Below are 14,013 nucleotides of genomic sequence, written 5' to 3' on the forward strand. Positions count from 1 at the left end.
TAGTCCTTGTTGGTTAGAGTTCCAGGCGCCTAGTAAAGGATGATTTCTTGATTCTATTCGCTTACCGCGAATGGTTCGCGGTAGGCATGTCAGGTGGTGCGCTTCCTCAGCGATTTCAGCAATCTCAATCAGCGGATCCCTCCAGTCGCTGTGTGAGTGCTTCGGCCAGCTGCTCACGGTCATCGAACGGGTGAATCACGCCACCGATATCCTGGCCGGTTTCGTGTCCCTTGCCTGCCACCACGATGCTGTCGCCGCTGTGGGCAAGTTCGACGACACGGCGAATTGCCTGGCCGCGATCGCCGATTTCCTCAACAACCGTGTCAGAACTGGCCTTGCTGCTGGCAACCGCTTCCTTCGCACCGGCGACCACGGCCGCACGGATTTCAGAGGGCACCTCGGAGCGTGGATTGTCATCGGTGATGATGACGACATCGGCACCGCATGCAGCCTCAGCTCCCATAATTGGACGCTTGGCACTATCGCGGTCGCCACCGGCGCCGACGACAACCAGCACGCGACCTTCGGTCTGTGCACGCAAGGTGGCCAACACTTCAGCTACTGCGGCTGGCTTGTGGGCATAGTCCACCACAGCCAGGAAGTCCTGTCCGCGATCGATGCGCTCCATGCGGCCTGGCACACGCACCTGTGCCAGACCGCTCTTGGCCGCGTCATTGGCATGCCCAATCGCATCGAGCACAGCCCATGCGACTGCGGCATTGGCAACGTTGAAAGCACCCGGCAGAGGAACTTCCACCTCAACTGTGTCAGTGTTGTTTCGCGTTAGCTCCACATGCTGGACACCGTTAGTGGCGACAGTGGCTGCAGCGGCGTGCCATTCTGCAAAGACCTCGGCAGCTGGCGTCTTGTCGGTTACGCGATGCTGAGTATGGACAGTGGTGACTTGGACATCCGGGTCGCCGGCAGCGATATCTGCCATGCGGACACCCCAGTCGTCGTCGATGCACACGACAGCCTTCGGTGCATGTGTCGGACCTTCAGGATCAAAGAGCTTGGCCTTGGCTTGGAAATACTCTTCCAAGGTCTTGTGGAAGTCCAGGTGATCCTGCGAGAGGTTGAGGAAACAGCCGACGTCGAAACTGACTCCGTCTACACGTCCCAACGACAGTGCGTGGGAAGAAACCTCCATGACAACGTGCGTCACACCCTCGGAGAGCATCTGGTGGAACAGGCGCTGGAGGGCTGGAGCCTCTGGGGTAGTCAGGCTCGACGGAACGGCACGGCCATTGATGCGCGTGCCGGTAGTACCAATGATGCCTGTCGAGCATCCAGCTGCCAGCAGCGCGCCCTCCAGCATGTAGGTCGTGGTGGTCTTGCCAGAGGTGCCGGTAACCCCAATGATGGTCAGTGAATCCGAGGGATGATCGTAGATTTCTGCAGCAACGTGCCCCATGACGGCCCGGACATCGTCGACAACCAGGACTGGGCGAGTCTCCCCTGCTTCCCGCAGGGTTTTCAGACCTTCCTCATCAGTCAGGATCGCTGTAGCAGCCGACTGCTGCGCGTAGCGCGCACCATGCGTGCGAGTACCTGGGACGGCAGCAAACATTCCGCCTTCAGGCACTTCGGCAGCGTTGAGTTCGATTGCGGCGATATCCGCTCCTGCCGCCGCGGATTCGGTAATGCCGTCAAGTCGGCCATGCGCGAGGTTACACAATTTCGCAAGGGTGGCGGTCATTGGCTGTTCCCTCTTTCAAGTCAGTCGTTGGTGTACAACAGGTTGGAAAAATTCAAGAGATTCACTTTGCAGAAACCAAAGTAATAAAAGTCTGTGTATTAGTGCTGTCGCGGTAACTTCATTGTGGTGGTGACCTCGTTACGGCTGCAGCAACAACTTGCCCTCGCGGGGTGGCGACGGCGGTACGTTGTAGCGGTTAAGCGCCCAAGCGGCGATGTCCTTAAACAGTGGGGCTGCTGACTGACCGCCGTCACCATGGACACCACGCTGGGGTTCGTCAAGCATAATGCCAATGACAAAACGGGGATCGTCGGCAGGCGCGATGCCTGCAAACGTGATGTGGTACTTGGAATTCGAGTACGCGCCGGTGTCGGGGTCAAACTTCTGCGCCGTACCTGTCTTGCCTGTGAGCGAGTATCCCTCAATACTATTGCCGGCCGCGGTACCCGACTGCTGCCCCGTGGGATCAGACTGCATAACGCCTTCAAACATAGCGCGCACAGTTTGGGCGGTCTCCGGGCTAACCACACGCACTGTTTCCGGGCGCTCTGTTGCCGTCTTCGTGCCGTCCGGGGAAATTGTCGAACGAATCATACGCGGCGGGATGCGCTCGCCATCGTTGGCGATTGCCTGGAAAACTCCTGTCATCTGCAGCAGTGTCATGGCCATACCCTGACCAATGGGCAGGTTCGCAAATGTACCGCCGGACCACTGCGGACGCTGTGGCACAAAGCCGGACGATTCACTGGGCAACTCGATACCCGTGGACTGCCCCAGCCCGAAGAGATGCAGCATCTCAGCGAAGCGGTCCTGACCCAAACGCTCTGCCAGCATTAGGGTGCCGACATTGGAGGACTTGCCGAATACACCGGTCGTCGTGAAAGCTTCCGTGCCGTGCTCCCATGCATCGCGCACGGTGACACCCGCCATATCAATCGTGCCCGGGACCTGCAGAACCTCATCCGGTGTGGTCTTGCCATCTTCGATAGCGGCCGCGGCGGTAATGATCTTTGCTACAGAGCCCGGCTCAAATGGGTTCGATACAGCGGAGTTTCCGATAGTGCGCCCCTCTTCGAGCTCGGCCCCCATATCCTTATTCGGGTTAGCCGTGTCCGCCTGCGCCATTGCAAGCACTTCGCCGGTCTTCGCGTCGAGCACGACTGCCGACGCATCCTTCGCTCCCGAGTTGGCCTTCGCCTGGTTGACCTGCTGCTGGACAAAGTACTGCATGTCGAGGTCCAGGGTCAGCTCGTAAGTCGTACCGTCCACAGCTGCGTGGACATCGCGCGTGGATCCCGGGATTGCCACACCGTTAGAGGCGATATCAATGGTCTTGCCACCGTTAATACCCTGCAAAGTGGCATCACGAGAGGCTTCAAAGCCGAACTGGCCGACGCCATCCATGCCAATCTTGCCGATGACGTTAGCCGCCGTCGCCCCATTCGGGTACTGGCGAATATCCTGACGCTCCGCCACCAGTTCCGGATACTTTTCCACGATGGCAGCGGCCTTGTCCGGGTCGACATTACGCACGAGCACCTCATAGGTGCTGTCCTCATTGCGCAGCTTCTCCAGAATGTCCTTCGAGCTCACCCGGGACGGCGCGCTCATCACCGAGTTCTCCTCGGTTTCGGGTTCCGCTTGACGACGGCGACTGCTTCCCGACTTCTCCGCGTCGATGTCGGCCACGTCGAGTAGCTTCGGCAAATCCTTGGCGATCTGCTCGAGGCGTTCATCGTAGGTAGCGACATCATCCGGGCGCTGCTTATGGGCGTCCCCAATCCACTTGCGCAAAGTGTTCGGGTGAACGGTAATACTGCGTGCCTCCATAGTGAAGGCAAGCTGAGCTCCGTTACGATCGAGAATCGCACCGCGCCGAGCTGCATCAACAACTTCCACCGTGCGCTGATTCTGCGCCGCCGCCGACAGGTCAGGACCTGCGACGAGCTGCACCCAAGCCAAACGGGAGACCAGCACTACAACTGCGATAGCGCCTATAAACTGCAGCCAGTTGCGACGTCGGATGAAGTCCTTATTACTAATGCGCATTTTTTCGCGCGGGGGCACGCTTCGGTTGGTTTTAGCATCGAGCCCCCGGCTGCGCTGACCATCCCGAACGCGACTTTGGCCTCTGCGCTCACGGGATGTAATTCGGTAAGCACGTTCGCCGAAGTCATACCCCCCTCCACGGTTGGGGTAGTCGTCTTCAGATCGAATCATGCGCTAGTGCTTTCTACTAAGTCGATTCTCCCGCGCGCGATAACGTTAGGCGGTATTCCCTGCCATCGCGAGTACTGAATTAATTAGTCTACAGTCGACTGACCAGAAACAGTGGAACCGCCAGAATATCGGACAGTTGGCCAGTTTGGCCCAGTTTGTTTTCTAAGTTCCTACGGTGCTGGAGCTGGCTCGGGTGCCGGAGCTTCCGGTGCTTCCGGCGCCGCGGCTGGCGCTTCGGGCGCTTCCGGAGCTGGCGCTGGCGCTTCAGCCTCAGGCGCGGGTGCCGGAGCCGGCGCAGGTGCTGGTGCTGGTGCTGGTGCGTGGTTCTGCGGCGCATACGGAGCAGTAGCCGGCAACCCGTTCGGACGTGGATGCGCTTCCTCAATAGCCGGTGCCTGCATCCCCGGAACATTCTCGGTGTCCTTCGGGTTCGACGACGGCGCATGCGGATTATTCGGCGACTCACTGTTGAGGTCGACAATCTTCTGCTGCTTCTCATCGCCCGGTCGCACTTCCACGACCTTGCCTTCCGGATCAGTCGTCAAAACGGCAGGCTGCTCCGGATTGACCATGCCCTCTTCCACAGCACGCTGCGCGATAGCACCGGTTGACTTCATGTAAGCAACATCCCGCTCGAGCACTTCAAGCTGGTTACGCAGCTCCTTTTCCTTGGTCTGCGCAGCATCCAGCTGCAAGGATGTCGAGGTCGAAATACCCGACAGCCACATCGCCGCCACGATTCCGGCAACGACGAGAATGATCATCACGGCCGCACCGGCAAACTTGTGGTTATCCCTCGAGGACGTCGTAACGCGACGCCCACGCACCGAGATGACCTGCTGAGAACCTGTGCGCCCAAACCGCCGGCGCTGATAAAGATCCTGTTTCGTGCGGGCGCTGCGACCGCGCTGACGAGTCTTCGTCTTGGCACCGGCGACGGTTGCAGATGCGCCGCGGGAGGTGCGCCGGGTGGGGGCGTGCTCCGTGATTGTCGTTGCCATGCTCGAAAGTTCTCCCAGTACTTAGATCGTTAAGGGTGCGTTTGGTGCGGTTGAAAGGTTTGGGTCAATCGGCTCGAATTCGCTCGATACAGCGAACTCTCACCGGTGCGGCTCGGGGGTTGTCTTCGATCTCGCTTGCCGACGCCTTCTCCGCACCTCTCGTGATGAGAGCAAAGTGCGGTTCATGCCCCGGAAGCTCCATCGGGAGCCCCGGTGGGGTTGTCGACTTCACGCGCTCCGCAAAGTCCTTCTTGACGATGCGGTCTTCCAGACTCTGGTAGCTCATGAACACTGCACGCCCATCGACTGCGAGTGCATCGCAGACCTGCGGCAGCACATTTTCCAGAGCTTCAAGCTCACGATTTACCTCGATACGAAGAGCCTGGAACGTACGCTTGGCCGGGTGTCCGCCCTTACGACGAGATGCCGCCGGAATGGTTTCGTAGAGCAGCTCAACCAGACGACCGGAAGTCGTAAACGGTTCCTTCTCCCGCTCACGCAGGACTGCCGAGGCGATCTTGCCGGCGAAGCGCTCGTCGCCGTAAGTCGATAGGATGCGCGCGATATCACCGTGCGAATAGGTATTGAGCACATCCGCTGCGGTAATCCCCTGGCTTGCATCCATGCGCATGTCCAGCGGGGCGTCGACTCGGTAGGCGAATCCACGATTGACCTGGTCAAGCTGCATCGAGGAAACACCGAGGTCGAAAAGCGCACCTGCAATGCCCTTCTCAGCGGCGCGGGCGAGAATGTCCTCCGCGCCACTTCCACCAGCGGCTGCAGAAATTTCACCACTGAGCACCTCGGCGAGCGAATCGAAACGCACACGGAACCCTACAAAGCGATCACCGAAGCGCGCGAGACGTTCTTCTGCCCCTCGCAATGCATTGTCATCGCGATCGAGTCCAACAACGCAGAGCTTCGGGAACTGCTCCAACAGGTATTCCGTGTGTCCACCGGCACCAAGAGTGCCGTCGACAACTACTGCGTCGTCACCCAGTGCCTCGATGCCCGGGCGCAATAAATCAGTTACTCGGTGAAGCAAAACGGGGACATGACCAAACTCGCCGGACTTGCGATCATCCGCAGGTGCCGATCCGTTCATTTCCCCTCCTCACCGGGTATGTTCGCACTGGTCAGAGAATCTATCGAGTGTATTCCCGGTTTGCTTAACGACGAGTGCCGCGCCAGCAACCAGACCGCACCTCATGAGCACTACTGGGAATGCTGCTATCGGTGCTTAAAACAAAAAGCGGGGATGTTCACAGGGCCCCGCCTGACAGAACCTGGTATCGGGGAAGTACACCAGGGGCTATCAGGCAGAGTCCATGCGGACATTCCCTCTTTTCGGTTATTCCAAGCGGTTTATAAAACGCCGAACAGCGAGTCATCCTCACCTTCGGAGAAATCAGCTTCATGCTCCGCCTGGTAGGCCTCCCAGGACTCTTTGTCCCAGATCTCCAGAAAGTCAATAGAGCCGATAACCACGCACTCCTTGGAGAGATTCGCGTACCGACGGTGATCCATCGATAACGTGATTCGCCCCGAGCCATCAGGACGCTGCTCATCTGTGCTCGCCGCAAGATTTCGGATGAAAGCTCGCGCCTTGGCATTCGTACGAGAGGCCTTAGTAGCCCGCTGAGCTAATTTGACGAACTCCTCTTTCGGATACACCGCCAGAGAATGATCCTGCCCTTTAGTGACCATCAGGCCACCTGCGAGATCCTCACGGAACTTCGCCGGCAACGTCAGGCGCCCTTTGTCATCAAGCTTCGGCGTATAGGTGCCCAGAAACATGCGTCACTGGCCTCCTATCCCCGTGTCAACCTCAATGTCAACGCACAAACGCTTACCGAATTCAGGGATTTAGGCGTTGCCTTCAAGCAGAGCCAGAGGGCTGTGCTTTCCCGCTGTGCCAAAATCTCGCCAAACTTTAAGCGCAAATCGGATATTCACTTCTGCAATGTTGACCAACCTCAATCAACATCACGCCCCACTTTACCCCACTATCTGCCACTATCAACACAAGAAGGAGAAAAATAGTCACAGCATCAGCGCAACCCCACCGCCAGGACATCCATTTTAACCCAATTGACCTGGGACTTTAAAGAATCCTCTCGACAATTAAAGTGCGAATAAAAAGTGGGGCACCCACCCGCGACCACGCCGACAACGACGCCACACCAACCACATTGTTAACAGAAAGCAGTTTACGCCCCACTACCCACCACCTACCTGCTAGAAACTATCCAGATTGAACCTGATCGCCAGAATTAGCGCGTTGACCTGCAATTTTGTGTCGCCAGAGCCAAACATTCGGAAATACCAGCAACGACCGAAGATAAGAATTCCCTCACCCCAATAGCTAAGTGGAGGAAAGTGGGGACTCGGGGTGGGGCAAAGTGGGTGAGATCTTGTGGAGACGATTCACGTCTAGAAAAACAAAAAAGTGAGGGCAAGCCATCGCTGGCTTGCCCTCACTTGTTAATTCTTGAGGCTTATCCCCTAACGCCCCTCGAAGCGGCCACGGAAACGCGATTCCAACGTGGAATCACCAGAGGAGCCACGGCTACCCGAGGTCCCTCGACGACTCTTTGCCGCCCCGGACTTAGACTTTCCAAAGCTCAGCCCCGAAGCAGAACTAGCCTTCTCCTGCTTACCGGCGCCGGTCAGAGCCCAAACGCCGGAACCGAACATAAGGCCAAAGCCGGCAACCGATAACACAATGAACCAATTGCTCACAGAGAAAAGAGCGACGCCGCCAATCAACATCAGCAGACCGAGGAGCATGAGCGCAAAAACCTGGATGGAAAACCCACGAGGTGCGCTGTTTTCCTCCGGAAAGCTGAACGCATTTCCGGCCATCGTCGAACTAAATTTAGGATCCTCAGCGTAGAGTGCAGACTCGATTTCGTCGAGCATCCGCTGTTCGTGCTCAGATAGTCCCACAATTCCTCCATCGCCTACTTGAGCATTGCCCACCGCGATACTGGCGAGCCTTGACCCCTCAACTAACAATGCCGATACAACAAAGCTAATAACAGGCCACGTGCTGCTAACGCGGCGTCCGTTAGCTTCATTCTTACCCCTTCAACGGGCGACTCACCTCTATTGTTCCATGAATCCGAACAATCCCCCATTTATTTAGGAAAGCAACGCTCTAACACGCCCCCACCGGCTTACGCAGCCGCGGACAGAACACCCAGCTCAGCCCGGACAGCCCCCAAGAATGCACAACTTAAATCCCACAACTCCTGCGCCCGCCGAGAGTCAATGCGACGCGAAATACCCAACCGGACTTCCTCACGCAGCGCGGTGAACTGCTCAAACTTGGTGACCCAGCTATCAAATTCGGGCTGCTCTTTCTTTAAACGCAACCAGGCACTCTGTGTTGCCGAACGACGACGCTTAACTACCGAGCCCGAACGAGCGCCCGAGCCAGAACCCCCAGCCACCGACACATCGTCGCGATTCAACAGCGCGCCTGCGCAACGCAGCGCCGCACAGTAGGAAAGCTCCAACATCTCATCAGAGCTGGCATTCCAAGCATTCGCTAGCAGAGCCTCTGCCCGCCCCAGCAGCTCCAGCGATTGCCTTGAGACACCGACCGGGGCGACCAAACCCGACTGCGAAATCGCCCTAAACTCCACCACGTTCGACCTTGCCACCACCCTGCTTCTCCTTTCACACAGCATTCACATGAGCACGGATTTTCCGCTTCCCCTTAGCGGGATTGACTGCAATCTATCCCCAACCCCGGACTACGCCAGGCATACTTTCGCACAACTGTTCGACTCGATGTTATTGCAGTAATCTCACAACTAAGTTCGTCTAAGTCGCTAATCTGGTCACTGTGAAATACAGCGTGGTTCCGATGACAGCAGGAGACTTCAATCTCCGCCTGCAAGAAGCAGTGGCTCTCTACATCACCGCGATGCAGTACAACCCCGCGATCTTGCCCGGTCGTCTCCACGAATGGCAGAAGCAAACCACTCAACCCGGCTTCATGGCTGCTGCAGCCATAGCTCACCCCGAAGAGCTCTCCCCTGCCCACGCTCTCCGCGACCCGCGCTGCAGGTTGGTCGGCATCGGCTACTGCCGTACAGGATTGGACACGCACTGGTGGTATCGCCAGGTAAGAGATGGACTGCTCATGGACGGGCGCTCGCTACCGGACGTCGTCAAGCTCTTGGGCAACTACGCCGAACTGTCTGAGATTCACATTCACCCCAGCTTTCAGGGGCGGGGACTCGGTAAACGGTTGCTCCACGAGTTGGTCGATTCCCGCCCGGAGACGCGAGTTCTGTTGTCAACCCCGGAATACCCGAATGAGGCCAATAGGGCATGGCAGCTCTACCGCCAATTTGGTTTCAAAGATGTTTTAAGGAACTTTTATTTCACAGGGGACTCTCGTCCCTTCGCAGTTCTAGGAGTAGATCTTCCCCGTGACATCATCACCGAGTGAACCTTCCACACCACGTCAACGACTTTCGCCTCTGCGCATTGCCACAGCAATGGCCGGAATTGCCGCCATCTTGCCGCTCAGCGGCTGCTTTGACGCACAGGCTGGCATTACCATTTCCGGCGACGACAGAGTCTCGGGCACAATTCACGTAACACCCACGGAGGAAGTCCGTTCCCAATTTGAGCAGTGGCAAGTACCGGAAGATCTCTCCGACCGCGTCTCGCAGGGAGTAATCGACTCCTCCACAGGAAAGATGGAAGTCTCGTTCAACGAGCTGCACTTCATTGCACTCACCGATACGCTCCGACAGCTTTCCGACGATCGCGTAGACATCGACCTAGACCGTACCGGTGGCGGCAAGATTTCGATGAACGGCCACATGGATTTGACTCACCTGCCCGGCGCGAAGGTTGATTTCGTCGTCGCGTTCCCGGAGCAGGTTACTGACTCCAATGGCCGCCAGACCGAACCGAACAAGGTGGAATGGCAGCTCGCCAGTGGCGAGAACCATAATGTATGGGCTTCGTCGCCGGCTGGATCCACCAAGCGGAATCAATTCCTATTATTTGCCGGTGTGACCACAGCCGCCGGTGTCCTAGCCTCAGTGCTAGGTGTCCTGTGGGCGCGAAGAGTTCGCGACATGCAGGACTTTTAGCAATTAAAAACCGCCGCGCAGCATATCCTGGCCGGTGCCCCATTCGGGCGCCATGCCGAGGTTGTGCAAAACTTCCTGGGAGGCGCGAGCGAAGTTCATAGTCATAAAGTGCAGCCCCGGCACGCCTTCGGCGATGAGCCGCTCTGCCATGTTGGTCGAAAACTCGATACCAATCTTGCGAATCTCATCTTTATTGGCCTGCTCGTCACCATCTGCTGCCTTAATCAGGCGTTCCTCCAAATCGGATGGCAACTGTGCCCCGGAGAGCTCAACCTGCCTGCGCACTGAGCGCAGCGATGTAATCGGCATCAGCCCCGGAATGATGGGCTTGGCACCGTGCACTGGGTCGGCTTCCACCAGGCGGTCTCGAAGGCGCAAGTAGTGCTCAATATCGAAGAACATCTGCGTAATCGAGTATTCGGCTCCCGCGCGCAGCTTGGCCAGCGTGTACTGCGTGTCATGGTCCAAATCCGGCGAGCGGTAATGTCCCTCCGGGAACGACGCAATGCCGATTTCAAATTTCTCGAACTCCGGCTCGGCCTTAATTAGCTCAATCAGTTCGCTGGCGTAGTGCAGACCGCCCTCGGTCTCCACCCAAGGGCCAAGCGGGTCTCCCGGCGGGTCACCACGCAGAACGAGCAGATTCGTCAGCCCCGCGCTGAGATAAGAGCGCAGGATTTCCCGCAGCTCGTCGACAGTGTGCTCTACCAATGTCAGGTGCACAAGCGTTGTAAGCGGCTGCCTCGAAACGCGCTGGGCGATTCGCAGGGTGCGGTCGCGGCTAGAACCACCGGCGCCGTAGGTCACGGATGCAAAGGAGGCACCAAGATCATGGAAAGCCTCAGCTGCTCGGAGAAGACGTTCCTCGGCCGCGTCGTCACGCGGGGGCATGAACTCGACCGAGAAGGGAATACTGCCCGCGCTCGGCATTGAAAGCGCCTGGCGGATTGTCACTTGGCGGCCTGGCGACAGTGGCATTGTTGAGGACATAGTCACTCATACTAAGCGGTGTCCTATTCTTGAGTCAGCATTACCCGTCATCGACGAGAGGCTCACATGAGCGAAGAACTGGATTTGGCCGCGCTACAGCCCCGCGAAGTACCAGCTACTGTTACCAAAACGCTGGAGAATTACCTCAAAAGCCGTGGCGACGATGTCGCGTCGGTCGATGCGGTGTACACCGAGGCCATAGATTCGCTCCACTCCTTCGTCCTCAATGGGGGCAAGCGCGTGCGTCCAGCCTTCGCCTGGCAGGGGTGGTTGGGGGCAGGCGGCCTCGAAGGCCGTTTCTCCCCAGCCGAGGATTCCCTGGCTGTGATGAACGCGGTGAGTGCCTTGGAACTCATTCAAGCCTGCGCACTCATTCATGACGACATCATCGATGACGCTGATACGCGCCGTGGCGCACCGACTATCCACAAGGTATTCGAGGCCAAGCACGAGGCCAATAGCTGGAATGGAGCCGCCGACCGCTTCGGTATTTCCGCCGCGATTCTCATTGGCGATGTCGCCCTGACCTGGGCTGATGACATGATGCACTCTTCAGGCCTCAGCTCGGAGGCGCTAACCCGCGCACTTGTCCCCTGGCGGGCGATGCGCACTGAAGTACTTGGCGGCCAACTGCTCGATATCACGGCCGAAGCCAGCCGGGACAGTCGCGTCGAGACCGCTGAGAAAATCAATCTGTTCAAGACCGCCGCCTACACCATCGAGCGGCCGCTCCACATTGGTGCTGCGATTGCCGGCGCCCCAGCGGAATTGGTTGAGGCCTACCGCAGCTTCGGCCGCGATATCGGTGTGGCATTCCAGCTCCGCGACGATCAGCTGGGTGTTTTCGGCGATCCCGAAGTCACGGGCAAGCCTGCCGGCGATGACCTCCGCGAGGGCAAGCGAACCGTACTGGTCGGCCAGGCTTTAAGCCTCTACCTCGATTCCGCACCTGAAAAGGCCCGCTTTATCGATGAACGCCTGGGAGCGGTCTCGTCTGCTGCAGATATTGATGAGCTACGAAATCTCATCGCTGATTCCGGCGCTGCCGATGCCGTCGAACGTGAAATTGACCGCCTGACCAGCCGCGCTTTCTCCACTATCGAGAATGCCGACCTGCCTGCAACGTCGCGCGAGAACCTCATTGCTATGGGCGTTCGCGCCACCGCTCGTCAGCATTAGACCAGGTGTTGCGTAGTCATGCCCGCTGCTTCCCCCACTCGTGCCCCCATTAATTCCCCGCGTCTGCGACGTGCGGTCACTCGTCCTCATAAGGGCTCCAAACCACGACTGACCATCATCGGCGCAGGCCTGTCCGGACTTACCGCCGCGCTCTACGCCATCGCCGATGGCTACGATGTCACCGTTGTCGAGCGGGGAAGTTTCGTCGGCGGACGCTGCGCCAGTGAACCCATCACAGTCGATATCGACGAGCAATCGCTCACCGCAGTCTTCGACACTGGCGCAACTGTATGGACCATGCCCTCGCTTGTCGACGATGCCCTCGCCGCCGTCGGCCTCTACGCGCGCGATATCGACCCGGGTTTTTCGGCCTCCCCAATCACGCCCACCTACCGTGCGGAATTTGCCACCCGCGGCGGACTCGACGTGTTTTCCAACGAAGACATGATGGCCGATGAACTCGCGCGCTTCGGTGCCTCTGACTCCACCGTCGCCGGTTACCGCAAACTTCGCACGTGGCTGCAAACTCTCTTCAATGCCTGCTTCGACAACTTCATGTCCCGCAGCTTTGACCGCGTTACGGACCTATTCACCGGGCCCGGCGCGCTTCGCGACCTCACTACGCTCCTCCGACTCGGTGCCTTCGGCGCCCTCGAACCTAAGATTCGTGCCTTCCTCGGAGATAATGATCTCGCTCGCGTTTTCAGCTTCCAGGCGCTTTACGCAGGTGTGCCTCCCGCTAAGGCCCGTGCGGTCTACGGCTGCATTTCCCACATGGATACCTCGATGGGGGTTTACTATCCGCACTCCCCCGCATTTGGTTCGGGTATAGGCGCCGTCAGCGAGTTGCTCGCCGAGGCCGTCCGTCGAGCTGGCGGAACCATCGACTTCGGCGTTGATGTCACTGGGCTGAAAGTTGACGAAGCAGGCTTTGTCTCCGCCATCACCACGGCAACTGGCGAGCGTCCCACCGATGCCGTCATCGCTACGACCGATTTACCTGTGGTGCAGAGCTGGCTTCACGACGCGGCTACCTCTGCCGCCGGTAGCTCATCGAAGCGGCGAGGCCTTCGGAGCGTCGTAAAGCGGACGGGAGCGCGACGGTTGTTCCCAGTTCGATTTTCTCCATCGGCGGTGGTGGCGCACGGGCTGATTCCGGTTTCGGAGACTGCGACGTGGCCGAAGCGGCATCACCTGATTTCGTTTGGCGAAAAGTGGAACGAAACCTTTGAGGAGATCTCGTCACCGCGTCATGGAAAGCTAATGTCGGACCCATCATTGCTGGTCACCCGGCCTGCGGTGAGCGCGCCGGAGCGTATTGTCACAGATGCGAACGGCGTGCAGTGGGAGCCCGTCAGTGTGCTCGCGCCGTGCCCCAACTTGCAGTCGGCCAATCTGATCTGGTCACGAATCGGTGGGGACTACGTTGCGAAAATAACCGCTGAGCTGGAGCGGCGCGGACTGACCGGGATTTCTACGAAGTGGCGAGTCGGTCGGATCGATACCCCTCAGCAGTGGCAAGAACGCGACATGGGCGTTGGCTCGCCGTTTGGGCTGGCGCATCTGTTCCGACAGACGGGGCCGTTCCGTCCCCGCAACTTCTCTCCGAAGATGCCAAAGAATCTGACGCTGGCGGGATCGACGACGGTGCCGGGGGTTGGCGTGCCGACGGTCATGATTTCGGGACGACTTGCGGCACAGCGGTTTGAAACGCCTTAGCTCATGAATGTCTCCCGGATGTCTGCCGGTGGTCACTGACCAACTAGGATTAATGCATCAGCAATGTATCGATTGTTTAGGTTGA

The 14,013-nt window shown here is 58.4% G+C and carries 12 protein-coding genes; 4 read left to right on the forward strand and 8 right to left on the reverse strand.

Annotation, left to right across the window (positions count from 1 at the left end; genetic code table 11):
- Window positions 1-124: 124 nt before the first annotated feature.
- The 7 genes from QP995_RS01815 to QP995_RS01845 all read right to left on the reverse strand — a co-directional run bounded on the left by QP995_RS01815 (window position 125) and on the right by QP995_RS01845 (window position 8,588).
- Complete coding sequence (locus QP995_RS01815) at window positions 125-1,699, reverse strand: UDP-N-acetylmuramoyl-L-alanyl-D-glutamate--2,6-diaminopimelate ligase (protein WP_284852856.1); 1,575 nt, start codon at window positions 1,697-1,699, stop codon at window positions 125-127.
- A 138-nt stretch (window positions 1,700-1,837) separates the two neighbouring features.
- Window positions 1,838-3,748, reverse strand: coding sequence for a peptidoglycan D,D-transpeptidase FtsI family protein (locus tag QP995_RS01820; RefSeq protein ID WP_048731186.1), 1,911 nt, complete (start codon window positions 3,746-3,748; stop codon window positions 1,838-1,840).
- Between the two features lie 341 nt (window positions 3,749-4,089).
- Complete coding sequence (ftsL, locus tag QP995_RS01825; RefSeq protein ID WP_070866631.1) at window positions 4,090-4,920, reverse strand: cell division protein FtsL; 831 nt, start codon at window positions 4,918-4,920, stop codon at window positions 4,090-4,092.
- A gap of 64 nt (window positions 4,921-4,984) precedes the next feature.
- Complete coding sequence (gene rsmH, locus QP995_RS01830; RefSeq protein WP_070767281.1) at window positions 4,985-6,025, reverse strand: 16S rRNA (cytosine(1402)-N(4))-methyltransferase RsmH; 1,041 nt, start codon at window positions 6,023-6,025, stop codon at window positions 4,985-4,987.
- 260 nt (window positions 6,026-6,285) lie between these two features.
- Window positions 6,286-6,717, reverse strand: coding sequence for a division/cell wall cluster transcriptional repressor MraZ (mraZ, locus tag QP995_RS01835; protein WP_005510286.1), 432 nt, complete (start codon window positions 6,715-6,717; stop codon window positions 6,286-6,288).
- A 708-nt stretch (window positions 6,718-7,425) separates the two neighbouring features.
- Complete coding sequence (locus QP995_RS01840) at window positions 7,426-7,869, reverse strand: DUF3040 domain-containing protein (protein WP_016423008.1); 444 nt, start codon at window positions 7,867-7,869, stop codon at window positions 7,426-7,428.
- A gap of 230 nt (window positions 7,870-8,099) precedes the next feature.
- Entirely contained in the window at window positions 8,100-8,588 is a 489-nt protein-coding gene (locus QP995_RS01845) for an SAV_6107 family HEPN domain-containing protein (RefSeq protein ID WP_049170259.1), read from the reverse strand.
- A gap of 206 nt (window positions 8,589-8,794) precedes the next feature.
- On the opposite strand from QP995_RS01845, the gene QP995_RS01850 reads away from it, so the two are divergent.
- Together QP995_RS01850 and QP995_RS01855 are read left to right on the forward strand one after the other, a co-directional pair.
- Window positions 8,795-9,385 carry a GNAT family N-acetyltransferase gene (locus QP995_RS01850; protein ID WP_049170258.1) on the forward strand — a complete coding sequence of 197 codons (591 nt, stop codon included), beginning with the start codon at window positions 8,795-8,797 and terminating at the stop codon, window positions 9,383-9,385.
- Complete coding sequence (locus tag QP995_RS01855) at window positions 9,366-10,040, forward strand: LppM family (lipo)protein (RefSeq protein WP_284852857.1); 675 nt, start codon at window positions 9,366-9,368, stop codon at window positions 10,038-10,040. Before QP995_RS01850 ends, QP995_RS01855 begins: the two co-directional genes overlap by 20 nt.
- Window positions 10,041-10,043: 3 nt before the next feature.
- Here the strand turns inward: QP995_RS01855 and metF are convergent, their stop codons facing one another.
- The gene (gene metF, locus QP995_RS01860; protein ID WP_016423012.1) at window positions 10,044-11,030 is read right to left on the reverse strand and encodes a methylenetetrahydrofolate reductase [NAD(P)H]; all 987 of its coding nucleotides are present in this window, start codon (window positions 11,028-11,030) and stop codon (window positions 10,044-10,046) included.
- 66 nt (window positions 11,031-11,096) lie between these two features.
- Between metF and QP995_RS01865 the strand changes: the two genes are divergently transcribed.
- On the forward strand, window positions 11,097-12,209 hold the full coding sequence (locus QP995_RS01865; RefSeq protein WP_049170256.1) for a polyprenyl synthetase family protein: 1,113 nt from the start codon (window positions 11,097-11,099) through the stop codon (window positions 12,207-12,209).
- Window positions 12,210-12,227: 18 nt separating this feature from the next.
- Window positions 12,228-13,928 carry a phytoene desaturase family protein gene (gene crtI, locus QP995_RS01870; RefSeq protein ID WP_048731199.1) on the forward strand — a complete coding sequence of 567 codons (1,701 nt, stop codon included), beginning with the start codon at window positions 12,228-12,230 and terminating at the stop codon, window positions 13,926-13,928.
- Window positions 13,929-14,013: the final 85 nt, after the last annotated feature.

It is taken from the genome of Corynebacterium sp. MSK032 (assembly GCF_030232065.1).
In the GTDB taxonomy this organism is placed as follows: domain Bacteria; phylum Actinomycetota; class Actinomycetes; order Mycobacteriales; family Mycobacteriaceae; genus Corynebacterium; species Corynebacterium jeikeium_D.

Bases quoted from the DNA above. Each gene is read 5' to 3' on its own strand.
- QP995_RS01815 (WP_284852856.1), bottom strand. From the start codon at position 1,699: ATGACCGCCACCCTTGCGAAATTGTGTAACCTCGCGCATGGCCGACTT.
- rsmH (WP_070767281.1), bottom strand. From the start codon at position 6,025: ATGAACGGATCGGCACCTGCGGATGATCGCAAGTCCGGCGAGTTTGGT.
- QP995_RS01850 (WP_049170258.1), top strand. From the start codon at position 8,795: ATGACAGCAGGAGACTTCAATCTCCGCCTGCAAGAAGCAGTGGCTCTC.
- metF (WP_016423012.1), bottom strand. From the start codon at position 11,030: ATGTCCTCAACAATGCCACTGTCGCCAGGCCGCCAAGTGACAATCCGC.
- QP995_RS01865 (WP_049170256.1), top strand. From the start codon at position 11,097: ATGAGCGAAGAACTGGATTTGGCCGCGCTACAGCCCCGCGAAGTACCA.
- QP995_RS01820 (WP_048731186.1), bottom strand. From the start codon at position 3,748: ATGCGCATTAGTAATAAGGACTTCATCCGACGTCGCAACTGGCTGCAG.
- crtI (WP_048731199.1), top strand. From the start codon at position 12,228: ATGCCCGCTGCTTCCCCCACTCGTGCCCCCATTAATTCCCCGCGTCTG.
- mraZ (WP_005510286.1), bottom strand. From the start codon at position 6,717: ATGTTTCTGGGCACCTATACGCCGAAGCTTGATGACAAAGGGCGCCTG.
- ftsL (WP_070866631.1), bottom strand. From the start codon at position 4,920: ATGGCAACGACAATCACGGAGCACGCCCCCACCCGGCGCACCTCCCGC.